This window comes from Roseateles asaccharophilus (genome assembly GCF_031458115.1).
In the GTDB taxonomy this organism is placed as follows: domain Bacteria; phylum Pseudomonadota; class Gammaproteobacteria; order Burkholderiales; family Burkholderiaceae_C; genus Pelomonas; species Pelomonas asaccharophilus_A.
In genome coordinates, this window is record NZ_JAVDXV010000009.1 from 1 (window position 1) to 24,431 (window position 24,431).

22 protein-coding genes are annotated in these 24,431 nt (G+C 69.9%); 9 read left to right on the top strand and 13 right to left on the bottom strand.

Annotation, left to right across the window (positions count from 1 at the left end; genetic code table 11):
* Positions 1–189: 189 nt before the first annotated feature.
* From J2X21_RS20930 to J2X21_RS20955, 6 genes are all read right to left on the bottom strand, one after another.
* Complete coding sequence (locus J2X21_RS20930; RefSeq protein ID WP_310331854.1) at positions 190–654, bottom strand: YybH family protein; 465 nt, start codon at positions 652–654, stop codon at positions 190–192.
* An 889-nt stretch (positions 655–1,543) separates the two neighbouring features.
* Positions 1,544–2,029 carry a PEX11 family protein gene (locus tag J2X21_RS20935; protein ID WP_310331856.1) on the bottom strand — a complete coding sequence of 162 codons (486 nt, stop codon included), beginning with the start codon at positions 2,027–2,029 and terminating at the stop codon, positions 1,544–1,546.
* 30 nt (positions 2,030–2,059) lie between these two features.
* The gene (locus J2X21_RS20940; protein WP_310331858.1) at positions 2,060–3,319 is read right to left on the bottom strand and encodes a glutamate-5-semialdehyde dehydrogenase; all 1,260 of its coding nucleotides are present in this window, start codon (positions 3,317–3,319) and stop codon (positions 2,060–2,062) included.
* Between the two features lie 19 nt (positions 3,320–3,338).
* Positions 3,339–5,126 (bottom strand): tetratricopeptide repeat protein, encoded by a 1,788-nt coding sequence (locus J2X21_RS20945; protein ID WP_310331859.1) that lies wholly within the window; start codon positions 5,124–5,126, stop codon positions 3,339–3,341.
* Positions 5,127–5,208: 82 nt separating this feature from the next.
* On the bottom strand, positions 5,209–5,604 hold the full coding sequence (locus J2X21_RS20950) for a GNAT family N-acetyltransferase (RefSeq protein WP_310331861.1): 396 nt from the start codon (positions 5,602–5,604) through the stop codon (positions 5,209–5,211).
* On the bottom strand, positions 5,605–6,786 hold the full coding sequence (locus tag J2X21_RS20955; protein ID WP_310331862.1) for an FAD-dependent monooxygenase: 1,182 nt from the start codon (positions 6,784–6,786) through the stop codon (positions 5,605–5,607).
* 77 nt (positions 6,787–6,863) lie between these two features.
* On the opposite strand from J2X21_RS20955, the gene J2X21_RS20960 reads away from it, so the two are divergent.
* From J2X21_RS20960 to gap, 5 genes are all read left to right on the top strand, one after another.
* Positions 6,864–7,847, top strand: coding sequence for a potassium channel beta subunit family protein (locus J2X21_RS20960; protein WP_310331863.1), 984 nt, complete (start codon positions 6,864–6,866; stop codon positions 7,845–7,847).
* A 114-nt stretch (positions 7,848–7,961) separates the two neighbouring features.
* Positions 7,962–11,075 carry a two-component regulator propeller domain-containing protein gene (locus J2X21_RS20965; protein WP_310331864.1) on the top strand — a complete coding sequence of 1,038 codons (3,114 nt, stop codon included), beginning with the start codon at positions 7,962–7,964 and terminating at the stop codon, positions 11,073–11,075.
* Between the two features lie 120 nt (positions 11,076–11,195).
* Positions 11,196–13,181 carry a transketolase gene (gene tkt / locus J2X21_RS20970; RefSeq protein ID WP_310331866.1) on the top strand — a complete coding sequence of 662 codons (1,986 nt, stop codon included), beginning with the start codon at positions 11,196–11,198 and terminating at the stop codon, positions 13,179–13,181.
* Between the two features lie 43 nt (positions 13,182–13,224).
* Complete coding sequence (locus J2X21_RS20975) at positions 13,225–13,884, top strand: hypothetical protein (protein ID WP_310331868.1); 660 nt, start codon at positions 13,225–13,227, stop codon at positions 13,882–13,884.
* A 131-nt stretch (positions 13,885–14,015) separates the two neighbouring features.
* Complete coding sequence (gene gap / locus J2X21_RS20980) at positions 14,016–15,014, top strand: type I glyceraldehyde-3-phosphate dehydrogenase (protein WP_310331870.1); 999 nt, start codon at positions 14,016–14,018, stop codon at positions 15,012–15,014.
* 64 nt (positions 15,015–15,078) lie between these two features.
* Here gap and sugE read toward each other — a convergent pair whose 3' ends face one another.
* From sugE to J2X21_RS20995, 3 genes are all read right to left on the bottom strand, one after another.
* Positions 15,079–15,393: a quaternary ammonium compound efflux SMR transporter SugE gene (gene sugE / locus J2X21_RS20985; protein ID WP_310331872.1), complete on the bottom strand. Its 315-nt coding sequence runs from the start codon at positions 15,391–15,393 to the stop codon at positions 15,079–15,081.
* Positions 15,394–15,439: 46 nt separating this feature from the next.
* Complete coding sequence (locus J2X21_RS20990) at positions 15,440–15,961, bottom strand: HPP family protein (protein WP_310331874.1); 522 nt, start codon at positions 15,959–15,961, stop codon at positions 15,440–15,442.
* A 110-nt stretch (positions 15,962–16,071) separates the two neighbouring features.
* Positions 16,072–17,433: a cation:proton antiporter gene (locus tag J2X21_RS20995; protein WP_310331876.1), complete on the bottom strand. Its 1,362-nt coding sequence runs from the start codon at positions 17,431–17,433 to the stop codon at positions 16,072–16,074.
* Positions 17,434–17,636: 203 nt separating this feature from the next.
* On the opposite strand from J2X21_RS20995, the gene J2X21_RS21000 reads away from it, so the two are divergent.
* From J2X21_RS21000 to J2X21_RS21010, 3 genes are read left to right on the top strand one after another with little or no spacing between them, the layout of a single operon-like run.
* Complete coding sequence (locus J2X21_RS21000; protein ID WP_310331878.1) at positions 17,637–17,888, top strand: type II toxin-antitoxin system Phd/YefM family antitoxin; 252 nt, start codon at positions 17,637–17,639, stop codon at positions 17,886–17,888.
* 10 nt (positions 17,889–17,898) lie between these two features.
* On the top strand, positions 17,899–18,396 hold the full coding sequence (locus tag J2X21_RS21005; protein WP_310331880.1) for a PIN domain-containing protein: 498 nt from the start codon (positions 17,899–17,901) through the stop codon (positions 18,394–18,396).
* Entirely contained in the window at positions 18,393–19,925 is a 1,533-nt protein-coding gene (locus tag J2X21_RS21010) for a tryptophan halogenase family protein (RefSeq protein WP_310331882.1), read from the top strand. Before J2X21_RS21005 ends, J2X21_RS21010 begins: the two co-directional genes overlap by 4 nt.
* Here J2X21_RS21010 and J2X21_RS21015 read toward each other — a convergent pair.
* From J2X21_RS21015 to J2X21_RS21030, 4 genes are all read right to left on the bottom strand, one after another.
* On the bottom strand, positions 19,909–20,862 hold the full coding sequence (locus J2X21_RS21015; RefSeq protein WP_310331884.1) for an extracellular catalytic domain type 1 short-chain-length polyhydroxyalkanoate depolymerase: 954 nt from the start codon (positions 20,860–20,862) through the stop codon (positions 19,909–19,911). The genes J2X21_RS21010 and J2X21_RS21015 overlap by 17 nt on opposite strands.
* Before the next feature lie 4 nt (positions 20,863–20,866).
* On the bottom strand, positions 20,867–21,136 hold the full coding sequence (locus J2X21_RS21020; protein ID WP_310331886.1) for a DUF2789 family protein: 270 nt from the start codon (positions 21,134–21,136) through the stop codon (positions 20,867–20,869).
* A gap of 72 nt (positions 21,137–21,208) precedes the next feature.
* Entirely contained in the window at positions 21,209–22,006 is a 798-nt protein-coding gene (locus tag J2X21_RS21025) for a metallophosphoesterase family protein (RefSeq protein WP_310331888.1), read from the bottom strand.
* The gene (locus J2X21_RS21030) at positions 22,003–22,968 is read right to left on the bottom strand and encodes a diacylglycerol/lipid kinase family protein (protein WP_310331890.1); all 966 of its coding nucleotides are present in this window, start codon (positions 22,966–22,968) and stop codon (positions 22,003–22,005) included. Before J2X21_RS21030 ends, J2X21_RS21025 begins: the two co-directional genes overlap by 4 nt.
* A gap of 61 nt (positions 22,969–23,029) precedes the next feature.
* Here J2X21_RS21030 and J2X21_RS21035 point away from each other — a divergent pair, with 61 nt between their 5' ends.
* On the top strand, positions 23,030–24,238 hold the full coding sequence (locus J2X21_RS21035; protein ID WP_310331892.1) for a serine hydrolase domain-containing protein: 1,209 nt from the start codon (positions 23,030–23,032) through the stop codon (positions 24,236–24,238).
* Positions 24,239–24,431: the final 193 nt, after the last annotated feature.

Here is a 24,431-nt window from a genome sequence, read left to right on the forward strand (position 1 = left end):
CCTGCGCAATCGACGAGTTGCTGCCTCATCACTGGGTGCCAGCCATCTGACCGAACGCTCTGCAGCGGTCAACATGTGTTCGCTGGCTGCTTACGCTGCCACTGGCGGCCGGCCAGAGCCAGCGCTTCACGGCGGACTACCTCGTCAGCGCGCCCAAGGACGCCAACGTCAGCGGGTTGCGCTGATGGATCAGCTGCCCGGCGGGCGTGGCGCCGGTCGCTGCGGCGCGTTGGCGTTGTCCATGTCGGAGACGATGAGCCAGCGCCCGTCGGCCTGGCGGCGCAGCACCAGCGTGAACTTGCCGAAGTCCGGCTTGTCGGCGGCGCCACCCCAGCCGCCGATGACATAGGCCAGGTCACCCGAGACGCCGTAGGCGATGGGCCGCAGGTGCAGCGGCGACCCCGCGCCTTGCGAGTAGGCCTTGCGGATGCTGTCGGCGCCCTGCGCGGGCGGCTGGCCGCTGGGCAGCGCCATGCCGTCGGCCGTGAACAGCTGCGCCAGCGCCGCCGTGTCGTTGGCCTGCCAGGCACGGGCGTAGTCCTGCAGCACGCGGTCGACGTCGGGCGGCAGCGACACGGTGGGCAGGCGTTGCGCCCAGGCGCTGGCGGTGCACAGAACGGCCAGAACGGCAGCGGCAAGGACTCGATGTTTCATGTTCGGGCGCATCGCAGTGGACGAGGCCCGCATCATCACGGGGGGCCGGCCGGCGGCACATGTGCCGCCCGTCATCCCGCAGGCTCAGGCTCAAACGGCGGAGGCCAGCGACGCGTCGGCCCAGCGCAGGTCCGCCGTCGCCTCGCTGCCGATGATGGCGCCACGCTCGAAGGCGAGCGCCACGGGCGCGGCGCACACGAGTCGCGGTGGCGCGCGGCCCGCGGGTGCTCTCCGGATCCCAGCTGCCGCCGAAGGTCCAGCGCGCCGTGATGTCCTCGGCGCGCGGCGCGCCGGCCGCGTCGGCCAGGTTGTCGGCCAGCCAGGAGAAGCCGCCGGCGGCACGGCGGCTGGTGTGGAAATAGCTGCGCACGCCCACCCGGGTCTCGCGCGCGATGCGCTCGTTGGCGGCGATGTCCTTCTCGCTGGGTGCGCCGCTGTCCAGCGGGTAGCTGACGAGGTAGGGCCGCTTGTCGCGCAGGCGCTCCGAATACGTGCAGGCTATGAAGAAGAACTGCGCGTCGCGGTGCGCACGGGCCAGGAAGAAGTCGGGCGGCCCGTCGATGCGTGTGCGGTGGATGACGAACTTCTTGTCGGCGATGTTGGCGCCGTCATGCCGGAACGCGGCCTCGGTCTTGGGGAGGACTGCAGCGCGGCGTGGACGGAGGTGAAGTGGCCTGAACCGTCTTTGGCAACGATAAGGTTGGGGTGGGGTTGAAAACTGACCGCCGACGCACCTGACTTCGCGCCAACTGCCAACAAGCCACCCAATAGCGTTCGTCGGCGCAATGAGGCGGGAAGCATTTGCACATTTGTATTCAAGCTCGCGCCCCGTTTCCCGGCATCCGCGAATGCGCTTGACGCTCCTGCGGCCGCATGGCGGAATCGCCGCCTACCAACTCCAAGGCTGGAGCATCCCAACCAACACCATAAGCGCCATAAACCAAAGTCCTGCAGTTCGCCCAAAGCGGGTGTCCACCATGCCGCCAACCAAGATGGCGGCGAACATCCCGACCAGAAACGTTGCACCTGCCATGCTCGACAAGAGGTGAGACGTCATAAACAAGAACACCGCCGCAACAAAGATCAGCAGCGCAAGAAAGCCGACGCGGAGCTGCCAAAACTCCCTGGCAATCAACATCGCTCCAGCGATGACAAATAGCAGGAGCCCAGACAGATAGGCCCAAGCGTTGGGCCATGGCACTTTCGGTGCCTTGATCCCCTTCATGCCAGCAACGATCTCGACCAACCCGGTCAAGCGCGCTTGATTGATCGCATCGAGAAGTAAGTAGGTCGCATACCCAATGACGACCACCGCGAAGGCTAAGAGTACCCACTCCCTTCGTGACGCCGGTCGCTCCATGGCTTTGTCGGTCAACGGCAAACTCTCAGCGCCATCACGCGTCCCTCAACCCCTCACCTCACCCTGCCCCAACACCACCCACTTCATCGACGTCAGCCCCTCCAGGCCCACGGGCCCGCGGGCGTGGAACTTGTCGGTGGAGATGCCGATCTCGGCGCCCAGCCCGTACTCGAAGCCGTCGGCGAAGCGCGTGCTGGCGTTGACCATCACGCTGGCCGAGTCGACCTCGCGCAGGAAGCGCATCGCGTTCGGGTGGTTGGTGGTCAGGATCGCGTCCGTGTGGTGCGAGCCGTAGCGGTTGATGTGCGCGATGGCCTCGTCCAGCGAGTCCACCACCTTGATGCTGATGATGGGTGCCAGGTACTCGGTAGACCAATCTTCCTCGGTCGCCGGCACGGCCGCCGGCAGCAGCGCGCGGGTGCGGCCGCAGCCGCGCATCTCCACGCCCTTGGCGTGGAAGACCTCGGCGATGCGCGGCAGGAAGGCCCTGGCCTGGGCCGCATGCACCAGCAGCGATTCGGTCGCATTGCAGGGGCTGTACTTCTGCGTCTTGGCGTTGTCGACGACCTTCACGGCGAGGTCCAGGTCCACCTCGGCGTCCACATAGCTGTGGCAGTTGCCGTCCAGGTGCTTGATGACGGGCACCTTGGCTTCCGCGCTGATGCGCTCGATCAGCCCCTTGCCGCCGCGCGGGATGATGACGTCCACCCACTGCGGCTGGCTGATCAGCAGGCCGACGGCAGCGCGGTCGGTCGTGTTGACGAGCTGAACCGCAGTTCGCGGCAAACCCGCCTCTTCAAGCGACGCCGCCACGATTTCTGCCAGCGCGAGGTTGGAATGGATCGCCTCCGAGCCGCCGCGCAGGATGCAGGCGTTGCCGCTCTTGATGGCCAGGGACGCCGCCTCGATGGTCACGTTCGGGCGGCTCTCGTAGATCATGCCGAACACGCCCAGCGGCACGCGCATCTGGCCCACGCTGATGCCGGTGGGGCGGCGCTTCACGCCGGTGATCTCGCCCACCGGGTCGGGCATGGCGGCGATCTGCTCACAGCCCTCGGCCACGGTGGCCAGTGTCTTGGCGTCGAGCTTGAGGCGGTCGCGCAGCGGGCCGCTGAGTTCGCCGGAACCGGCCAGGTCGCGGGCATTGGCGTCGGCCAGCGCTGGGCCGGCCTCGCGCAGGCGGCGGGCCAGGGCCAGCAGCGCGGTGTTCTTGGCGGCCGTCGGGGCGGCGGCCATGGCGGTAGAGGCGGCGCGGGCGGCGCGGCCGAGGTCGTCCATGTAGGCGGTCAGGCTCATGGCCGCCATTGTCCCAAGAAGCCTCGGCCTAGAGCTTCGTAAGGTCGGGCCCGCCCTCCGCACCGAACCAAGCCTTGCTCAACGCCTGGCGAGCGCTCTTCTCGGCGGCAGCGTCGCCCTTGCGCTTGTAGACCTCGGCCAGCGCGGCCAGCGCCCAGCCGTTGTTGCGCACGCGGGCCAGCGAGTCGCGCAGCGCCGTCTCGGCCTCGTCCAGCTTGCCCTGCCTCAGCTTCACGGCGCCCAGCGACTGGCGCACCGGGTAGTACCAGTAGGGCGGCTCGGTGTAGGCCAGGCCGTCCTCGATGGCCACGGCCTGCTCGAACGCGGCCGCCGCGCCGGCCAGGTCGCCCTGGGCGTCGGCCAGCCGGCCGGCGGCCACCAGCCGGGCCGTCTGCGCGATGGCCTTGGCCGGGATGCCCCAGGCGTCGAAGGCGCTGAAGTCGGCGGCCTCCAGCTTCGTCAGCGCGGCGATCTCATGCCCGGCGGCGGTCGCGTCCTTGCGCTGGGCCTGGGCCACGGCGCGGGCGTAGTGGTACATGACCTTGACCAGCAGCAGATCGTCGGCCGGCGCCGGTAGCGCCAGGATGGCCTCGGGCGCGCTGAACTGCGCATGCGTCGTGTACGGCGCGGCCTTGACGGGCTGCATGATGGGATAGGCCTTCACGACATCCACCGGCATGGACGCGTCCAGTTTCGCGGCCGAGGTCACGGCCGTGCGCCCGTCGCCGCCCATCTGCGCCGACACCATCAGGAAGTGGATGTTGTGCGGGTAGTAGGCCGAGCGGTACAGCGGGTCCGACGGCGACCTGTTGAAGTAGGCCTCGTCGACTTCCGTGGCCTTGCGGTTCAGCTCCAGCGACTCGCGGTACAGGCCCACGCGGTAGTAGATGTGCGAGGGCATGTGCACGATGTGGCCGGCGCCTGGCATCAGCGCGGCCAGGCGGCGCGCGGGGGCCAACGCGCGCTCAGGCGTCGTGGAGGCCTCGACCGCATGGATGTAGAGGTGGATGGCGCCCGCATGGTTGGGGCTGCGCTTCAGCACCGTCTCCAGCGCGGTGACGACATCGGCCGTGCGGCCCTTGGGTTTCGCGCCACCGGCCTCCCAGTAGTCCCAGGGCTGGGTGTCCATGGACGCTTCGGCGTGCAGCGTCTGGATCAGGTCATCGCCGGGGAACTGCACGGCCACGCGCTTCATCGCGTCGGCATAGGCGGCGTCCAGCGGGGCGCGGTCGGCGGGCTGCTCGGGCAGGTAACGCACCTGCAGCGCCTCGATCAGCGCCTTCTCGCGCGGCGGCAGTTGCCGCTTCAACGCGGCGGCGCGCTGCAAAGCGGCCCAGGCAGGCGCGACGGCCTCGGGCTGCATGGGCACGTTGATGTTGGGGCCCAGGATCAGCGCCTCGCCCCAGAAGCACATCGCGCAGTTCGGGTCCAGCTTCTGCGCGGCCTGGAAGGAGCGCTGCGCCTCGGCATGGTTGAACGCAAAGGCCAGGCGCAGGCCCTGGTCGAAATAGGCCTGCACCCGGGGCGCGGCCTTGCCCAGCTTGAAGGTCATGGCGCCGAGGTCGCCGTACAGCGGCACGTCGCCACCGGCCGCCTTCATCGCGGCGGGCTGGAAGGGCTGGGTCTCGGACTTGGTGGTGGCCGCGGCCAGCAGCGCCTGCAGCAGCACGGGCTGGCCCGCCGCGCCGGGGCGGCACAGGCCGCCGCCATCCAGTAGCGGGTCGAAGGCCGGGCCGCTGCCGGCGGGGCCGGAGGCGGTTGTCAGCGCGGCGAGGCCGGCGGCGGACAGGGCGTGAAGCAGGCGGGGCGTCTTCATGGCGGAGCCTCCAGGCGTTCAGGGCGGCGCCATCGTCCCACCGGCGTCTGCGGCTCACAAGCTCAAGCCTGTGGATGCGACCTCAGCGCCGCAGACCCGGACGCTCCATCGCCACTTCCGAGACGCCGAAGCCCAGCTTCTCGTAGAAGGCGCTGACGCCGTCGCGCCCTGCACGCAACACCCAGGTCATGCGGTCGTTGTCGCCCATGGCCGTCCGCACGAGGGCGCTGCCAATGCCGCGGCCGCGGTGCGACGCCGCGACGACCACCATGGAGATGTAGCCATTGAAAAGCCCGTCGGTGATGGCACGCAGAAAGCCCACCACCTGCGTGCCCTCCACCGCGACCAAGGTCGTCTGAGAACGCTCCAGCAGCAAGCGGAAGACCTCCGCGTCCTGCACCCGGGGGCCCCAGGCGTTGTCCATGAGCAGCTGACGTGCGGCTTCGACCTCGTCGGGCTGGATGGGGCGGATTTCCACTCACCCCCCGAACATCATGCGCCGGGCGATGGCGGTCTTCAGCGGGCTGGCCACCTCAAGCCCCGCAAGCGCCAGGCCACGCAGTGCGGGCAGGCCCGGCAGTCGCCAGGCGAAGCTGCGCGCCAGGAAGTCGGTCGCCGCGATCATGGGCCAGCGGTCCGGCGCACGCTGCCAATCCACACGGGCCAGCGTGGCGTCCAGGTTCTGTCCGGTTTCGGCGGCTTCGCGCAGCGCATCGACCAGTGCCTGCGCGTCGCGCAAACCCAGGTTCAAGCCCTGCCCGGCCACCGGGTGCAGCGTCTGCGCCGCATTGCCGATGCGCAGCGCGCGGCCTTGCAGCAGCCGCGTCTCGGCGTTCAGGCCCAGCGGGAAGCACTTCAGCGGCGAGATGCCCGTCAGCTGGCCGGCCACGGCGGGCAGCTGCTGCTGGATGACGGTCAGGCGCTGCGCGTCGTTCAGCGACGCGATGTCGTCCTCGGCCTGCGGCAGGCACCAGACCAGCGCGGCGCGATGGCCTTGCGCATCGTCCGGCAGCGGCAGCAGCGCCAGCGGCCCGTTGCGCGTGAAGCGCTCGATGGCCAGGCCCTGCAGCCCCGGCGCGGCCAGGCGCACGCTGCCCACCCAGGCGTTCTGGTGGTAGTCGCTGGTGATGGACTTGTGATCCTGCTCGGCAAACACGCCGCCCTCGGCGACGACGGCGAGGTCGAAGCCGTCCACCAGCGGGCCTTCGCCGCTGTCCAGGTCGACGCCGACGGCGCGCGAGCGGATCGCATGCACCGCCGTGCCGAAGCGCGTGAACAGCCGCGCGGGCTGCGTGGCGGCCAGGTCCAGCCAGCGCTGCTGCAGCGGCGCCACCAGCGCGCCATAGGGCAGCACGGCGCCCAGCTGCGGCAGGCCCTGCTCGGCGGCGCGTATCCACACCTCCCCCGCGATGGGTGCGGGCGGTGCCTGGCTGACATGCACGGTCTTGATGGCCTGGGCGACCTCGGGCCGCCAGGCCTGCAGACGCTGCAGCAGCCGCACGCTGCCCAGGTTCAGCGCCAGCGTGCGTGCGTCGCCGCTGATGTCGCGGTCCAGCGGGCGGGTGTCGAAGAGATGGATCTGCGCCTGCGGCAGCCGCTCAGCGGCCAGCAGGGCGAGCGCGAGGCCGGCGGGGCCCGCGCCGATGACGGCGAGGTTCATGGCCCTAACGATACCTGGGGCAAGGGGCGGCGCTTAAGCTGCCGCCCTTTCCCAAGCCCCCTGCCAAGGATCACCCCATGCAATACCGCCGCCTCGGCCGCGCCGGCCTCCAGGTCTCCGAACTGTCGCTCGGCTCCTGGGTCACGTATCACAACCAGGTCGACACCAAGGCCGCCACCGAGATGCTGGCGGCCGCCTTCGATGCCGGCATCAACTTCTTCGACAACGCCGAGGTCTATGCCCAGGGCGAGAGCGAGGTCGTCATGGGCCAGGCCTTCAAGGCGCTGGGCTGGAACCGGCTGGACTACATCGTCTCCAGCAAGTTCTTCTGGGGTCTGGCGCGCGACGGCGTGACCACCACCAACCGCAAGGACACGCTGAACCGCAAATACCTGATGCAGGCCGTGGACGGCTCGCTGAAGCGGCTGCAGCTGGAACACCTGGACCTGATCTACTGCCACCGCCCCGACCCGCACACGCCCATCGAGGAGACGGTCTGGGCCATGAGCGACATCATCCGCCAGGGCAAGGCGCTGTACTGGGGCACCAGCGAGTGGAGCGCCGCCGACATCCGCGCCGCCTGGGAGATCGCCGAGCGCCACCACCTGCACAAGCCGGTCGTGGAGCAGCCGCAGTACCACCTGTTCCACCGCCGCAAGGTGGAGCAGGAGTTCGCCCGCCTGTACGACGACATCGGCCTGGGCCTGACCACCTGGAGCCCGCTGGCCTCGGGCCTGCTGACCGGCAAGTACCGCAGCGGCATCCCGGCCGGCAGCCGTGGCGCGCTGGAGACCATGGGCTGGATGCGCGAGCAGCTGCAGGACAAGGCCAAGAACGACGCCGTCGGCAAGCTGGCCGAGGTCGCGGCCGAGTTGGGCTGCAACACCGCCCAGCTGGCCATTGCGTGGATCAACCGCAACCCGCGCGTGTCCACCGTCATCCTGGGCGCCAGCCGAATCGAGCAGCTGCGCGACAACCTGGGTGCGCTGGCCGTGACGCCGAAGCTGACGCCCGAGGTGGTGGCCCGCATCGACGAGATCACGAAGCCCCTCGCTGCCTGAAGCCCCTCGCTCGGCCCGCGACGCGCGGCAATCGCCGCGTCGTGGGCACGATTCACGTTCTCTGAGGGCAAGACCCGGCCAGTTCCGTCCGCATCGCGCGCCAGAATGCGCGCCATGCGGGCCTGGATAAGAAAAGCATTGGTCGTTGCGGGGCTGCTCACGTCGTCGGCGTGGGCCGTCGTGCCGCGCTTTGAGCCCATCGGCGACCCCGGCGGCGTGCGCGACAACGTCGTCTCGGCACTGGCCATCGACGCCCGCGGCCTGCTGTGGATCGGCTCGCCCGAAGGCCTGCTGCGCTACGACGGCTACAGCTTCCGGCGCCTGCCGCTGATGTCGCCGGACGGCAAGCTGCTGCCCGAGCAGTTCGTCCGCGCGATGCTGCCCGACCCGCGCGGCTGGATCTGGGTGGCGGCCGGCAACAGCGGCCTGGTGCGGCTGGATGTGGCCACCGGCCGCTGGGACCGCTGGACGCGCGACGGCAATTCGGCCGACGACGCCGCGCCCGCCGCGAACACGGTGCGCAGCTTCGCATTGGAGAAGGACGGCACGCTGTGGCTGGGTGGCAGCGGCGGCCTGGACCGCTTCGACGCCAAGACCCAGCGCTTCACCCACCACCGCGGCCCGGCCGACGGCCTGCCCGATGGCCGCGTGCAGACGCTGCTGGTGGACCGCCACGGCACGCTGTGGATAGGCACCTGGCGCGGCCTCGCGCGCAAGGCGGTCGACGGCCCCATCGAGACGCTGGACGTGGGCCTGGGTGACCAGCTCGTCACGCTGATCAGCGAGACGCAGGACGGCCGCATCATCATCGGCACGGCGCAGGGCCGGCTGCGCGCGCTGTCGGCCGCGGGCCAGCCTCTGGCTTTCAGCAACGGCGCCGAGCCCGGCGCGGCGACCGGCGTGTCGCCGGTGATGGCCATGGTGCAGCCGGATGTCGGCGAGCTGTGGTTCGGCGACGCCTCGGGCCTGACGCGCCGGCGCGCCAGCGACGGCGCGCTCATCGAACGCACGCCGGCCGCCGCGCCGCGCAACGACCTGCGGGCGCTGATGCGCGACCCATCCGGCACCGTCTGGGCCGGCAGCTATGGCGGCGGACTGATGCGCCATGTGCCGTCGCTGCCCGGCCTGGGCATGGTGCGCGACCCGCTGGCCGGGCCGAGCGCGACGACAGCGCTGGACGTGCGCAGCATCCTGCAGCTGGACAACGGCGAGGTCTGGCTGGGCACGCTGTCCAGCGGCATCGAGCGACGCGACCGCCAGCTGCAGCCCATTGCCAGCATCGCGCCCGGCAGCAACGGCCTGCCATCCGGCCGCATCAACGCGCTGAGCCAGACCAAGGACGGTTCGGTCTGGGTGGCCGTGGACACGCAGCTGCTGCGCTTCGACAGCCAGGGTCGCCACAAGGAGACGCTGCGCGGCGGCAACGCCGTGCCGCGGCGCCTGCATGCCGACGCGGACGGCGCGCTGTGGATCGCGACGCTGGACGGCCTGATGCGCTGGACCCCGCAGCGGCCGCAGATGCGGGCGATCCCGACCGCGGGCCTGGTGGGCGGCACGGGCGAGGTCAATGCCTTTGCCACGCTGCCCGACGGCAGCCTGTGGGCCGGCGGCGCCGCGGGGCTGTTCCGCGTCGCCAAGCCCGGTGACGACGAACCCGTGGCCGAATGGGTGGAGCCCAAGGGCCTGACCGGCCAGACCGTGCTGGGCATGGCCGTGGCGCCCGACGGCCGGCTGTGGGTGGACACCGGCAACGGCCTGCACCGGCTCGTCGAGGGTGATGGCAAGCGGGCGCGTTTCGAGGCCGTGCCGGCCGGCGAACTGGGCGGCGCCTTCGGCGCCAACCTGCTGTTCGACCAGCGCGGCCGCATCTGGTCGCAGCGCAACATGTACGACCCCAAGACCGGCGAACACCGCGAGCTGGGGCCGGCCGACGGCGCCGACCTGGGCACCGGCTGGTTCCGCGCCTACCTGCGGCTGGACGACGGCCGCATGCTGTTCGGCGGCGCGCGCGGCCTGCTGGTCATCGACCCCGAGCGCTTCGCGGCCTGGGATTACAAGCCGCCGCTGGTGGCGTCGGAGTTGCGCGTGGAGGGCGCCGAGCGCGCCGTGCCGGCCGCCGGCGAGCCGCTGGTGCTGGAGCCCGGCGAGCGGGCGTTCAGCCTGGCCTTCGCGTCGCTGGACTACAGCCAGCCGGCCCGCAACCGCTACCGCTACCGGCTGCAGGGGCTGGACCCGAACTGGGTGCAGGCCGGCGGCATGAGCCGCACGGCCACCTACACCAACCTCGCGCCGGGCCAGTACACGCTGCACCTGCAGGGCAGCAACCGCGACGGCGCCTGGGGGCCGGACGAGCTGCAGATCCCCGTGCACGTGCGCGCCGCCTGGTGGCAGACGCGCTGGGCGCTGGCGCTGGCCGTCGTGGCCGCCGCCGGGCTGGTGGCCTTGATCGTGGCCATGCGCACGCGGCTGCTGCTGCGCCATCGCCGCGTGCTGGAGGAGCGCGTGCGCGAACGCACCGAGGCGCTGGAGGCCGCCAAGGCCGCGCTGACGGCCAAGTCGCTCGAACTGGAGGAAGCCAGCCTGACCGACCCGCTGACCGGCCTGCGCAACCGCCGCTTCCTGGACCGCCAGATGCCCGCCGACGCGGCGCTGGCGCTGCGCCACTACGAGCCCATCAACGACGCGCCGGTAGAGGGCGAGAGCGAGCAGGACCTGCTGTTCTTCCTGATCGACATCGACCACTTCAAGCGCATCAACGACGCCCACGGCCACATTGCCGGCGATGCGGTGCTGGAGCAGATGCGCGGCCGGCTGGAGCAGGTGTTCCGCGCCACCGACTACCTGGTGCGCTGGGGCGGCGAGGAGTTCCTCATCGTGGCCCGCGGCACGCCGCGCTCGCGCGCCGCCGAGCTGGCCGAGCGCGCCCGCCAGGCGGTGTCGGGCGAGCCCTTCATCCTGGAGAACGGCCTGAAGCTGGCGCAGACCTGCTCGGTGGGCTTCTCGGCCTTCCCGCTATGTCCGCAGCTGCCACGCGCGCTGGACTGGCGCTCGGCCATCGACCTGGCCGATGCCGCGCTGTACGACGCCAAGGAGTCCGGCCGCAACGCCTGGGTGGGCCTGGTCAGCGCGCAGGCCGGCAGCGACGACGAACTGCAGCGCGACGTGCGCCGGCCGCTGGAAAGCTGGGCCGCGCGCGGCCGGTTGAAGCTGGTGCGCAGCGGGCGCTGAATCGGACGTTCAGCGGCCGCGAAGGCGGTGGTCGCAGACCACCCCCGTAAAATCCCGCGCTTTGCCCCTCCCAGGAAAGCCCCGGCCATGACTGACGCATCGACCGCCTCCCCCACTCTCATGGCCAACGCGATCCGCGCGCTGGCGATGGACGCCGTGCAGGCGGCCAACTCCGGCCACCCTGGCGCCCCCATGGGCATGGCCGAGATCGGCGTCGCGCTGTGGGCGCGTCATCTGAAGCACAACCCGGCCAACCCGCACTGGGCCGACCGCGACCGCTTCGTGCTGTCCAACGGCCACGGCTCCATGCTGATCTACGCGCTGCTGCACCTGACGGGCTACGAGCTGCCCATCGAGGAGTTGAAGGCCTTCCGCCAGATGCACAGCAAAACGCCGGGCCACCCCGAAGTGGGCATCACCCCGGGCGTGGAGACCACCACCGGCCCGCTGGGCCAGGGCATCACCAACGGCGTGGGCCTGGCCCTGGCCGAGAAGCTGCTGGCGCGCGACTTCAACCGCGACGGCCACGAGATCGTCAACCACCACACCTATGTCTTCCTGGGCGACGGCTGCCTGATGGAAGGCATCAGCCATGAAGCCGCCGCACTGGCCGCCTCGTGGAAGCTGAACAAGCTGATCGCCATCTACGACGACAACGGCATCTCCATCGACGGCCAGGTCGCGCCCTGGTTCGGTGACGACACGGCCAAGCGCTTCCAGGCCTACGGCTGGAACGTCGTCGGCCCGGTGGACGGCCATGACGTGGACGCCGTCGACAAGGCCATCGCCAAGGCCAAGACCAGCGCCGACAAGCCCACGCTGATCATCGCCAAGACCACCATCGGCAAGGGCTCGCCCAACCGTGCCGGCACGGCCAAGGCCCACGGCGAAGCGCTGGGCGGGGAAGAAATCAAGCTGACCCGCGAGGCCCTGGGCTGGGTGCACGAGCCCTTCGTCGTGCCGCCCGAGGCCTACACGGCCTGGGACGCCAAGTCCGCCGGCGACCGCGCCGAGAGCGAGTGGGACGTGCGCTTCGACGCCTATGCCGAAGCCCACCCCGAGCTGGCCGCCGAGTTCCAGCGCCGCATGGCCGGCGTGCTGCCCGCCAACTTCGCGCAGGTCGCCGTGGACGCCGTCGTCAAGGCCCACGCCGAAGCGCAGACCGTCGCCAGCCGCAAGGCCAGCCAGCTGGCGCTGGAAGCCTTCACCGGCGCGCTGCCGGAAATGCTGGGTGGCAGCGCCGACCTGACCGGCTCCAACCTGACCAACACCAGCCACACGCCCAACCTGCGCTTCGAGAAGGACGGCACGCCCAACAACGGTCGCCACATCAACTACGGCGTGCGCGAGTTCGGCATGGCGGCCATCATGAACGGCGTGGCCCTGCACGGCGGCTTCATCCCCTACGGCGGCACCTTCCTGACCTTCAGCGACTACAGCCGCAACGCCATCCGCATGGCCGCGCTGATGAAGACCCGCGTCATCCATGTGATGACGCACGACTCCATCGGCCTGGGTGAAGACGGCCCGACCCACCAGTCCATCGAGCATGTCGCGTCGCTGCGCCTGATCCCCGGCCTGGACGTCTGGCGCCCGGCCGACACGACCGAGACCGTCGTCGCCTGGACCATGGCCATCGGCAACGCGCAGCGCCCCAGCCTGCTGGCGCTGAGCCGCCAGAACCTGACCTACTCGCCCAAGACCAACGTCGACGAGATCGCCAAGGGCGCCTACGTGCTGGCCGAGCCGGCCAAGGGCAAGGCCCAGGCCGTCATCATCGCGACCGGCTCCGAGGTGCAGCTGGCCATGGCCGCCAAGGCGCTGCTGGCCGAGCAGGGCGTGAAGGTGCGCGTGGTCTCCATGCCCAGCACCAGCGTGTTCGACCGCCAGGACAAGGACTACAAGAAGTCCGTGCTGCCCAAGGGCCTGCCGCGCGTGGCCGTCGAGATGGGCGTCAGCGACTACTGGTGGAAGTACGGCGTGGACGCCGTGGTGGGCATCGATACATTCGGCGAATCGGCACCGGCCGGCGTGCTGTTCAAGCACTTCGGCTTCACGCCGGAGAACGTGGCCGCCACCGTGAAGGCGGTGTTGAAGAAGAAGTGATGCCGCTGCCTGCTCCCGGCCGCATGCGGCCAGGGAGCACGTGATGTGGAATCAACGGGCCGCGCTTGCGGCCCTTTTGTTGTTGTGTGCGAGCGATGTTCAGGCGCAGCGGTTCTCGGGCTGTCTGAAGCATCCGCCGCTCCAGTTTCCTGCCGTCGTCAGCTGGCCAAAGGTGCCGAAGTTCTTCGCCGACATGGAGCTGGCCGAAGACCCGACGGGCCCGCTCAAGGTGAGCGTGATCTACACCAATTTCCCGACTCGCCTGCGGGAACACGTCGTGCGTCACCTTGAGTCTGGCCGATGGGTCTGCGAGGACAAGCCAGACGCGAAGCACCGGTTCAACAGCCGATGGACGTTCGTGAGCGAACCTCGTCCGAAGTTCAGCGAATCCAAGGTGACGCTGGCCCGCTTTGTTGAAATGGTGAAACCCGCCCCGGATGCGCCGTTGAACTTCAATGTCGAAGAACTGGGCTGCCCCTTCGTCGTGAAGTGGCAGACTTTCCGTCCGGTAGCGCCTAATCGAGTCAGCATCAGCTTCTCGGGCCCCAAGCACAAGCCGTTTCGCCAATGGCTGGAGAACGTGGAGATCGATGGCCCGAAATCCAGGCAGCTCGAATTGATCGGAGAGGAGCTTGAGATCAGCGTGCCCTGCGAGCGCAACAACCTCGCACCGCCCGACGCGGCGGCGAGTTCGCCTCCCTGATCGGCAGCCGCATGGACGCTTCTCGTTTGGTCAAGCTGGTCTGAAATCGCCCTGAAACCACCCCTTCCCGCGTATGCCCGAGAATCAGCGGCCCCGCGCGAACCACATTCCCTTTCTCTGGAGACTCTCCCATGGCAATCAAGATCGGCATCAACGGCTTCGGCCGCATCGGACGCATGGTGTTCCGTGCCGCAGTCGCGAACTTCAAGGACATCGAGGTCGTCGCGATCAACGACCTGCTGGAGCCCGACTACCTGGCCTACATGCTGAAGTACGACAGCGTGCACGGCAAGTTCGAGGGTGATGTGGCCGTCGAGGGCAACACGCTGGTCGTCAACGGCAAGCCCATCCGCCTGACCGCCATCAAGGATCCGTCCGAGCTGAAGTGGGCCGAGGCCGGCGCCGACATCGTCATCGAATCCACCGGCATCTTCCTGGACCAGGCCGGCGGCGAGAAGCACCTGGCCGCGGGCGCGAAGAAGGTCATCTTCTCGGCACCGTCCAAGGACGAGACGCCGATGTTCGTGTTCGGCGTGAACCACACCAAGTACGCCGGCGAGAAGATCATTTCCAACGCCTCGTGCACGACCAACTGCCTGGCTCCGCTGGCCAAGGTGCTGAACGACAAGTGGGGCATCAAGCGCGGCCTGATGACCACCGTGCACGCCGCCACCGCGACGCAGAAGACCGTGGACGGCCCGAGCAACAAGGACTGGCGCGGCGGCCGCGGCATCCTGGAGAACATCATCCCCAGCAGCACCGGCGCCGCCAAGGCGGTCGGCAAGGTCATCCCCGAGCTCAACAAGAAGCTGACGGGCATGGCCTTCCGCGTGCCCACCAGCGACGTGTCGGTCGTCGACCTGACCGTCGAGCTGAACAACGAAGCCAGCTACGCCGACATCTGCGCCGAGTTCAAGGCGCAGAGCCAGGGCGCGCTGAAGGGCGTGCTGGGCTACACGGAAGACAAGGTCGTCGCGACCGACTTCCGCGGTGACGCCCGCACCTCCATCTTCGACGCCGAAGCCGGCATCGCGCTGGACGGCACCTTCGTGAAGCTGGTGTCCTGGTACGACAACGAGTGGGGCTACTCGAACAAGGTGCTGGAGATGGTGCGCGTCGTCGCCGCCTGATCTCCATCAGCCTGATCAAGGGCCGTGGCCGCGCAAGCGGGCCACGGCCTTTTTGTTTGCCGGCTCAGTGGGACAGCTTCAAGCCCACGATGCCGGCCACGATCAGGCCGACGCTGACCAGCCGCGCGACGCCCGCCGGCTCCTTGAACAGCACGATGCCCAGGATCACCGTGCCCACTGCGCCTATGCCCACCCAGACCGCATAGGCGGTGCCAACCGGCAGCGACTTCATCGCCCAGCCCAGCAGGGCCACGCTGGCGCCCATGCTCAGCAGCGTCAGCGTGGTGGGCAGCGGCCGCGTGAAGCCCTCGGTGTACTTCAGGCCTATGGCCCAGCCGACCTCCAGCAGTCCGGCGATGACGAGCGCGATCCAGGCCATCGGTGGCCCTCCTTGGCAATGACGAGGGCCGGATTCTCGACGTCGGTCAGTACCAGTAGCTCGGGTAGGGCCGCCGGCAGGCGCGGTGGTAGAGCACCGCCACGCCCACCATGACCAGCGCGCCGGCCAGCGTCGGGAAAAACAGGAAGCTCCACTTGGGCGCGGCCAGGAACACGATGATGGGGTTGGAGCCGGCCGGCGGATGCAGCGTGCGCGTCAGCATCATCAGCGCCGTCGCCACGGCCGCGGCCGTGGCGAGCGACCACCAACTGGGGCCCAGCAGCGCCAGTGCCGCCAGCCCCACGGCCGTGCAGATGAAATGCCCCCCGATGACGCTGCGCGGCTGCGCGAAATGGATCTCGGGAAAGGTGAACACCATCACCGCCGTCGAGCCGAATGAGCCCAGCGCCAGCAGCACGCCGAGATTGAAGGAGCTGAAGGCCAGCACGCCGATGATGGTGAAGACGCCCGCGCAGGCGATGGCGCCTTGCGTCAGCGGGAAGCCGGGCGCACGGCTGGCCGAGGGCGGTGCCACATCCACCACGGCACCGGTCACGAGTTCAGTCATGGAAAAGTCCTTGGCGACCATCCAAGAAAGGGGGGCGGGAGCCACGGACTCCGCCCCAACCCGAGCCGCCGACACCTCTCAGCGGCGGCCCCAAGAGACTCGGTTCCCGCTCAGGCGGCGCCGGCACCGCCGGGCACGGCGCCCAGCTCGCCCGATTCGCGTGCCTTCTTGCCGTAGACCCACTCGAACACCGGGCTGGCCATCATGGTCGTCACGACCGCCATCAGCACCAGCATGGAGAACAGCGCCGGGCCGATGATGCCCTTCTGCAGGCCGATGTTGATGATGATCAGCTCCATCAGGCCGCGCGAGTTCATCAGCGCGCCGATGCCCAGCGCCGTGCGGTTGTCCTCGCCGGCCATGCGTGCCGCCAGGTAGCAGGCGCCGAACTTGGCCAGCACCGAGGCCGCCAGCACGCCCAGCGCGATCAGCAGCAGCTGCACGGAATTGATCATGTCCAGCCGCGTGTTCAGGCCCGAGTAGGTGAAGAACATCGGCAGCAGCAGGATGACCGTCATCGGTTCGAGCTTCTTCTTCAGCTCGGTGGCGAACAGGCCGCGCGGCATGACGGCGCCCAGGATGAAGCCGCCGAAGATGGCGTGGATGCCGACGGCGTCCATGATGAAGGCCGACGTGCAGAAGGCGATCAGCGTGATGCCCAGCACCGCGTTGCTCATGTGGCCGTCGCGCTCGACCATGCGGCCCAGCGGCGCCAGCAGCTTGCGGCCGAACAGCATGACGGAGGCCGCCCAGATGGCGCCGCCACCGATGGCCAGCACGGCCACGCCGGCGCCGCCACCGAAGGCCGCCAGCACCAGCGCCAGCACGCACCAGGACACGGCGTCATCGAAGGCGCCGGCCGTCAGCGACAGCGTGCCCAGCGAGGTGTGGGCCAGGCCGCGCTCATTGATGATGCGGGCCAGCATGGGGAAGGCCGTCAGCGCGATGCAGGCGCCCATGAACAGCGTGGCGTTGGCCACCGAGATGCCGTCGGCGAACAGCCCCGGCACCTGCAGCAGCAGCGGCGTGATGAGGAACGCGATGAAGAAGGGCGCCGCGATGCCGGAGATGGACACGCCGATGGCGCTCTTGGCCTTGGTGGCGAAGTGGTCCAGCCGCAGTGTGGTGCCGACGAGGAACATGTACAGGCCCACGCCCAGCTGCGCGCCGCAGTACAGGACGTTCTTCATCTCCTTGGGGAAGATGGCGGTCTGGACGTCGGCGGCCAGCATGCCGAACAGCGACGGGCCCAGGATGACGCCCGCGATCATCTCGCCCACCACCTGCGGCTGCGCCAGGAACTTGGAACCCAGCCAGCCCACCACGCGGCAGGCCAGGATGATTAGCCCCAACTGCAGGAAGAAGTGCACGCTGAAGTCGGTGGGGGAATACGTGGCCGCCACCGCGGGGGCCGGGCCACCGTGCTTGGCGAACACGTCGGCCAACATGGCCAACAGGTCAAGGTTTTCCATTGCGTTCCTGGTTATTCGTCGTCATTCCAGGCCGCAGCGACAGTCCTGTACAACGTTGTCTCCTGAGATTGTTGAAAGCGCTGCCAATCTCGCAACGCACTGTGCCAGTTGAGTTTGTGAAGTCCATTGGAACTCACACTTCCGAGCCTACGTACCTACATCGCGTTTGCGAACAAGCAGGTACGTAGGTACGATCCGCGGCCATGAAGCTGCTCACCAGCCGCGAGTTCAACCGCGACGTCAGCGTCGCCAAGCGCGCCGCGCTGCAGGAGCCGGTGCTGATCACCGACCGTGGCCAGCCCACGCATGTGCTGCTCAGCATCGGCGAGTACCGGCGCCTGACCGGCGAGGGCGAGAGCATCCTGGAACTGCTGGCCATGCCCGAGACCATCGCCATCGACGCCGCCGACCTGGCAACCGACGGCGCCTGGGACCACCGCGAGAACCTGGGCTGAGCGCGTCGCCATGTTCCTGCTCGACACCGGCATCGTTCTCGAACTGCGCAAGGCCAAGACGGCAGACTCGGACGCCGGCCTGGCCGCCTGGGCCGCCGCGCTGCCGCGGCAGAAGCTGTTCATCTCGGCGCTGAACCTGCTGGAGCTGGAGAGCGCCGCCGCCCGCCTGGGCCGCAAGGACCGCGCCGCCGGCCTGGTCGTGCGCGACTGGATAGACAACCGCGTGATGCCGGCCTTCGAAGGCCGCGTGCTGCCGGTGGATGCCGCCGTCGTGCGCCGCCGCGCCCAGCTGCCCTACGCCAACACGCGCGACGGCCTGCTGGCCGCGACCGCGCTGGAGCACGGGCTCACCTTCGTCACCCACCGCGTGTCGGCCTTCCGTGCCGGCCGCGTCAAGCTGCTGAACCCGTCCGGCTACGTTGCCCAGCCCACCGAAGAGGACGAAGACTGGGCCCATGGCGCCCAGTCCGGCCAGCAGTGGCTGAAGAACCTCTATGTAAGAGCATGAACAAGCGTCGCATCCTCATCGTCGGTGGCGGCACGGCCGGCTGGCTGACGGCCGCCTACCTGGCCAAGGCGCTGCGCCTGGCCGAACGCCCTCACCTCGAAGTGACCGTGCTGGAATCGCCCGACATCAGCACCGTGGGCGTCGGCGAAGGCACCTTCCCCACCATCCGCAGCACGCTGCAGTTCCTGGGCATCGACGAGGGCCGATTCATCCGCGAGACCTCGGCCACGCTGAAGCAGGGCATCCGTTTCGTCGACTGGGCGCAGGCACCGGACAGCGGTGGCGTACACCAGTTCTTCCATCCGTTCGAGGCGCCGTTCTACGCCGAGGACATCAACCTGGTGCCCTACTGGCTGCTGCAAGACGAAGCCACGCGCCCGCCGTTCGCGCAGGCCATGACGCTGCAGCAGCGCGTCGCCGAGGCGCAGCGCGCGCCCAAGCGCGCCGGCGAGGCCCCCTATGCCGCGCCGCTGAACTACGCCTACCACTTCGACGCCGCCAAGCTCGCCCGCCTGCTGGCCGACCGCGCGCGCCAGCTGGGCGTGGCGCATGTGCAGGGCACGGTGAACCATGTCGAGCTGGACGCCGGCGGCGCGATCCGCCACGTCGACACCGCCGAGCACGGCCGCTTCCAGGCCGATCTCTACGTCGACTGCACGGGCTTCCGCGCCGAGCTGATCGGCGGCGCGCTGGGCAGCGAGTTCAAGTCGGTGCGCGACCTGCTGTTCGTCGACCGCGCGCTGGCGTGCAAGCTGCCGTTCGATGGCGCCGACACGCCGATGGAGAGCTGCACCATCGCCACCGCGCACGAGGCCGGCTGGCTGTGGGAGATCGGCCTGAACGGCTCCCGCGGCATCGGCTGCGTCTACTCCAGCCAGCACATCAGCGACGAGCGCGCCGCCGAGATCCTGCGCGCCTACTGCGGCGCCGGCCACGAGGAGCTGCCCATGCGCAGCATCCCGTTCGCGCCCGGCTACCGCGAGAAGCAGTGGGTGAAGAACTGCGTCGCCGTGGGCCTGTCCGCCGGCTTCCTGGAGCCGCTGGAGTCGACCGGCCTGGTGCTCATCGAAGCCGCCGTCGGCATGATCGCGGAGATGCTGCCGCACAGTGGCCCGATGGACGCGCCCGCGCGGCGCTTCAACGAGCTGATGACGACGCGCTTCGACAACATCGTCAACTTCCTGAAGCTGCACTACTGCCTCAGCCAGCGCCCCGAGCCCTTCTGGCGGGACAACGCCAACCCCGCCACCATTCCCGAGCGCCTGGCCGAGCTGCTGGAGCAATGGAAGCTGCGCCCGCCCGGCCGATTCGACTTCGTGCTGGACACCGAGACCTTCGCGTTCTTCAACTACCAGTACATCCTGTACGGCATGGGCTTCGCAACCGACCTCAGCGCCGGCCGCGCCGACTTCACGCAGGAAGCGGAAGCCACCAAGCTGTTCGCGAAGATCCAGCGCTTCGCCGACCGGGCGCTCGTGGACCTGCCCAGCCACGCGTCGCTGATCCGGCAGATCAACGCGGTGCGCTGAACTGCTTCTCGGCGAAGCGCCACACCAGGCGTGACGCATCCGGCCCGCCCGCATCGCTGAAGCGCTGGCGCGCCGCGCCGCCGCTCCAGGCGTGGCCCAGGCCGTCCACCTGCACCAGCGTCGCCACGACCTGGCGGGCACGCTTGAACTGCGTGACCCGCATCGGGTAGCGGCTTCCGCGGCGCTGCTCGCGCACCTCGCCGGCCTGCGCCCCCGTCGCCCGGCTCCACAACTGAGCGGCAGCATCCGCGTTGCGTGCCGAGACCACGCCATCCGCGTCGCCGTGGATGACCAGCAGGGGTGGCCAGTCCTGTGTCTGCTCAGCGTCCACCGGCACACGCCGGCCCTGCATGGCGCCCACCGCCGAAGCGACCGACTGCGCCACGCCCGGCGGCACGCCCGAGTGCATGGCCACGGCCTTGAAGCGTTGCGGATGCCGCGTGGCCAGCAGCGCCGCCATGCTGGCGCCGGCCGACAGCCCCGCCACGGCCGTGCGCTCGCGGTCGGCCGCATAGAACACGCTGACCTGCTCGACCGCATGCAGGATCCAGTCGGCCTCGGCGCCGGCCCGGCCCGAGCGCGTGTCGAACCAGTTCCAGCAGCCCTGGGCATTGGCCAGCCGCGGCTGCTCCGGGTACAGCACCAGGAAGCGCTCGCGCGCGGCCAGCGCGTTCATGCGCGTGCTGGCGGCAAAGCTCTTGGGGTCCTGGTGGCAGCCATGCAGCATGACCATCAGCGGCAGCTTCTCGCCGAAGCGCACGCCCGCCGGTCTGAACAGCCAGTAGCGCCGCGGTCCGCGCGCCGACAGCACGCTGCCCATCAACCAGCTGCCCTCGCCCGGCGGCGCCTGGGCGCGTTCGCGCAGCGGCCGCGCCGCCTGCTTCAACAGCCGCGCCTGGCGGCCCAGCAGCGCGGCCCATGACGGCTGGCGCTTCATGCGCTCAGGCCTGCTGCAATTCCTCGGGCGCCGGATGCTCGCGCAGGCAGGCGTTGAGCTGGTCGATCTGCAGCGTCCAGTCGCCGTCATCGGCATGCCATTCCTCGCGCAGGAAAGCGCGCTGGCTGTCGTTCCAGAACGGCGCTTCCGACAGGTTCAGCGTCTGCGGCAGCGGCCGGTGCTGGCGGATGAAGGCTCGGACCTCGGCCGCCCCGTCGGGCAGGCCCAGCTGGGCGAACAGCGCGGACAGGTCGTGGTGCGTGGTGGTGTCCATGAGGCATTTCCTCAAAGTCATGCGTGCTGCCACCTTAGAGGCCGGCCGCCGCGGCGCTTGTCAGCGGACGCCTCATCCGAGGGGTGCTGGATGCAGCGGCGTGGTCGCCACGCAGCGGAACTCGCCCGCTGCTTCGTCCAGGTCCCAGCGCTGCACCGCGGCGGGGCGCGTACGGATCACGTTGACGGAATTGCTGATGCCGCCGCGCAGCCGGTGGCTGACCGCGGTGCCGGCCTGCACGCACCAGAGGTTGCGCGCCAGCTCGGGCCAGCGCTCGCGCAGCGGCAGCACATAGGGCAGATGGATGTGGCCGCCCACCACCGCATCGGCACCGGCCGCCGCCCAGCGCCGCACCGCGTGGTGGCGGCCGCGCAGCAGGTTGGCGACGTCTTCATGCGTGATGGCCGCCACCGGCTGGTGCACCGCCACCAGCTTCAGCTGCGCCGGCGAAGCGCGCGCCAGCCGCGCCGCCACCCGCTCGACCTGCGCGGCCGACACCTCGCCATTGGAATGCCGCCAGCGCCGCGTCGTGTTCAGCGCGATGACCAGCAGGTCGTCGCGCTCGAACTCGCCCTCCAGCGCGGCGCCGAACACGCGCTCGAAGCCCCGATAGGGCCGCACGGCGCGCGTGAACAGATCGAACAGCGGGATGTCGTGGTTGCCCGGCACGATGAGGCGCGCAGGCACCTGCAGCCCGTCGAAGAACGCACGTGCACTGTCGAACTCGTGGGCGCGTGCGCGCTGCGTGATGTCGCCCGTAACCAGCAGCAGGTCGGGACGCAGCTCGGCGCACAGCTGCCGCAGTGCGGCCATCGCCACCGGCCGCTCGGTGCCGAAGTGCGTGTCCGAGACCTGCAGCGCGACGGTCACGACCGCACCTCGCGGCGCTCTGGTGCCAGGCCGGGTGGCCGGATCAGCAGCAGCGGCTGCGCAGCCACCTCGAAGCGCAGCGGCAATGCCATCTTCAGCACCTCGCCGTCGGTGGCCACCTTAATGCGCTTCGCGCCGAAGCGCCGCGCCTTCACCGTCAGCGCCTGGAAGGCAAAGCTGCGCACCTCGTCCGCATCACCCATGCGGCCGAACAGGCCACGCGCCAGCAGCGCCAGCAGGGACAGGCGGCCGACCGGCTTCAGCGTCACGCCGGCCAGACAGCCCTCGTCGATGGCCTGCGCCTCGGGCAATCCCACCTGCTCCATCTGCAGCGCGTTGTTGCCGACGAACAGCGTGGGCGTGCGCGCCTGCCAGCTCCGGCCCTGCAGCTCCACCTCCAGATGCAGGCTGCGGTGGCCGCGCAGGAGGGTGCGAACGCCCGCCAGAAAGGCGATGAACCGGCTGCGCCCGAACTGGCGCTTCCAGCCTTCGCGCTCCTCCAGCAGACGTGCATACAGGCCCAGGCTGGCATTGACGAGGAACGCGCGGCCATTGACGCGGCCCACGTGCACGGGCATCGCTTCCTGCGTCAGCAGCACCTGCAGCGCGGCGTCCAGCTCTGCCGGAATGCCGTGCGTGCGCGCAAAGTAGTTGAAGGTGCCGCGCGGCAGCACGCCAAAGCGGCAGCCGCTGCCCAGTACCGCCTGGGCGACGCCGTTGATCGTGCCGTCGCCACCGGCCGCGACGACGATGCCGTCGACCTCGCGCGCGCGCCGCACCGCCTCACGCGCCGTCTCGGGCAGCTGGCCCGGCCGCGTCACCGGCAGCAGCTCGCAGCGCCGGCCGGCCGCTGCACAGGCGGCCTCGACGGCCGGCCCCAGCTCGTCGCGGTTGCCGCGACCGGACGCGCGGTTGAAGACGACGAACAGCGGCGCATCGCGGGAAGCGGGAGGTGAGGTCATGGCATACGAGCCTCGCAGCATTTCATGGCTTCGTGTGTCGGACATCTCCCAGAATCTCCCCATGAAAACGCCTCTGTTGGCCGGCCTGGCCGCCGCAGCGCTGCTGGCCGGCTGCGCCCATCGTCCCACGCTGCCGCCCGAGCCGCTGGCTCAGGCCGATGCGGCCGTCGAGCGAGTCATCGCCGCGCGCCAGATACCCGGCGCCGCGCTGTGGATGGAGCGGCTGGGCCACGGCAGCCACCACCGCGCCTACGGCCAACGCGCCGTGGACCCGGCGCCCGAACCGCTGGACGAGGCCACCGTGTTCGATGCCGCGTCGCTGACCAAGCCGGTCGTCACCGCCACGCTGGTGCAGCTGCTGCGCGAGCAGGGCCGGCTGGACATCGAGGCGCCGCTGCAGCGCTACCTGCCCGGCTGCGGCGGCGACGACAAGGCCGGCATCACGCTGCGCCAGCTGCTGACGCACAGCTCCGGCCTGCCCGCGGGCCTGCCGGCGAAACCAGCAGGAGTGGGCGCGGGCGCGGGCGCGGGCGACTGGGCCGGCTCGCTGGACGCGCAGCGCATCGCCTGCGGCCTGCCGCTGACCGCCCCGCCGGGCACGCTGTTCCGCTACTCGGACGTGAACTTCATCCTGCTCGGCCGCATCGTCGAGCAGGTCAGCGGCCTGACGCTGGATCGCTTCGCCGAAGACGCGCTGTTCAGGCCGCTGGGCATGCGTGACAGCGGCTACCTGCCGCTGCGCCGCATGGACGCCACCCGCATCGCGCCCACCGAGCGGCTGAAGGACGGCACGCTGCTGCGCGGCGAGGTGCACGACCCGACCGCGCGCAAGATGGGCGGCGTGGCCGGCCATGCGGGCCTGTTCACGACGACGGCCGACCTGGCCCGCTTCGCGCGCATGCTGCTGTCCGGCGGCGTCGCGGAGGACGGCCGGCGCCTGCTGTCGGCCGACAGCGTCGCGCTGCTGACCACCGCACAGTCGCCGCCCGCGCTGGCCGAGACGCGCAGCCTGGGCTGGGACATGGCCTCGCCCTACGCCCGCCCGCGCGGCACCCTGTACCCGCTCACCAGCTTTGGCCACACCGGCTTCACCGGCTGTGCGTTCTGGCTGGACCCGGGCAGCCGCAGCTTCTTCGTGCTGCTGTCCAACCGCGTGCATCCGGCGCTGGGCACCAACGTGCTGCCGCTGTACGGCGAGCTGGGCACGCTGGCGGCGCAGGCGGCGGGCGTGCCTGGAAACGGCAGTGGGGCAAGCCCGAGGGCCTGGTGAAGCGGGGCGCTGGCAAGGCGCGACGACGCAGCGGGCTATTGCCCGCCAGGAGGAGTAACGCCGCCAGCGGCCCGAAGCGCCAGGCCAGCGGGCGTGCAGCGCTGCTCACCGAAGTGGTGATCCTCGCGCCACCGCCAAGGTGTTGAAGGCACCAGACTTTCGATGCATGGCAAGCGGCCAACTGCCGTTTCCA

What these genes read in the sequence shown, in the direction of transcription:
- J2X21_RS21010 (WP_310331882.1), top strand. Translation starts at nt 18,393, where the DNA reads ATGAACAAGCGTCGCATCCTCATCGTCGGTGGCGGCACGGCCGGCTGG.
- J2X21_RS20965 (WP_310331864.1), top strand. Translation starts at nt 7,962, where the DNA reads ATGCGGGCCTGGATAAGAAAAGCATTGGTCGTTGCGGGGCTGCTCACG.
- tkt (WP_310331866.1), top strand. Translation starts at nt 11,196, where the DNA reads ATGGCCAACGCGATCCGCGCGCTGGCGATGGACGCCGTGCAGGCGGCC.
- J2X21_RS20990 (WP_310331874.1), bottom strand. Translation starts at nt 15,961, where the DNA reads ATGACTGAACTCGTGACCGGTGCCGTGGTGGATGTGGCACCGCCCTCG.
- J2X21_RS20930 (WP_310331854.1), bottom strand. Translation starts at nt 654, where the DNA reads ATGAAACATCGAGTCCTTGCCGCTGCCGTTCTGGCCGTTCTGTGCACC.
- J2X21_RS20995 (WP_310331876.1), bottom strand. Translation starts at nt 17,433, where the DNA reads ATGGAAAACCTTGACCTGTTGGCCATGTTGGCCGACGTGTTCGCCAAG.
- J2X21_RS21000 (WP_310331878.1), top strand. Translation starts at nt 17,637, where the DNA reads ATGAAGCTGCTCACCAGCCGCGAGTTCAACCGCGACGTCAGCGTCGCC.
- J2X21_RS20945 (WP_310331859.1), bottom strand. Translation starts at nt 5,126, where the DNA reads ATGAAGACGCCCCGCCTGCTTCACGCCCTGTCCGCCGCCGGCCTCGCC.
- J2X21_RS20955 (WP_310331862.1), bottom strand. Translation starts at nt 6,786, where the DNA reads ATGAACCTCGCCGTCATCGGCGCGGGCCCCGCCGGCCTCGCGCTCGCC.
- J2X21_RS20975 (WP_310331868.1), top strand. Translation starts at nt 13,225, where the DNA reads ATGTGGAATCAACGGGCCGCGCTTGCGGCCCTTTTGTTGTTGTGTGCG.
- J2X21_RS21005 (WP_310331880.1), top strand. Translation starts at nt 17,899, where the DNA reads ATGTTCCTGCTCGACACCGGCATCGTTCTCGAACTGCGCAAGGCCAAG.
- J2X21_RS20940 (WP_310331858.1), bottom strand. Translation starts at nt 3,319, where the DNA reads ATGGCGGCCATGAGCCTGACCGCCTACATGGACGACCTCGGCCGCGCC.
- J2X21_RS20960 (WP_310331863.1), top strand. Translation starts at nt 6,864, where the DNA reads ATGCAATACCGCCGCCTCGGCCGCGCCGGCCTCCAGGTCTCCGAACTG.
- J2X21_RS21035 (WP_310331892.1), top strand. Translation starts at nt 23,030, where the DNA reads ATGAAAACGCCTCTGTTGGCCGGCCTGGCCGCCGCAGCGCTGCTGGCC.
- J2X21_RS21020 (WP_310331886.1), bottom strand. Translation starts at nt 21,136, where the DNA reads ATGGACACCACCACGCACCACGACCTGTCCGCGCTGTTCGCCCAGCTG.
- gap (WP_310331870.1), top strand. Translation starts at nt 14,016, where the DNA reads ATGGCAATCAAGATCGGCATCAACGGCTTCGGCCGCATCGGACGCATG.
- J2X21_RS21030 (WP_310331890.1), bottom strand. Translation starts at nt 22,968, where the DNA reads ATGACCTCACCTCCCGCTTCCCGCGATGCGCCGCTGTTCGTCGTCTTC.
- sugE (WP_310331872.1), bottom strand. Translation starts at nt 15,393, where the DNA reads ATGGCCTGGATCGCGCTCGTCATCGCCGGACTGCTGGAGGTCGGCTGG.
- J2X21_RS21015 (WP_310331884.1), bottom strand. Translation starts at nt 20,862, where the DNA reads ATGAAGCGCCAGCCGTCATGGGCCGCGCTGCTGGGCCGCCAGGCGCGG.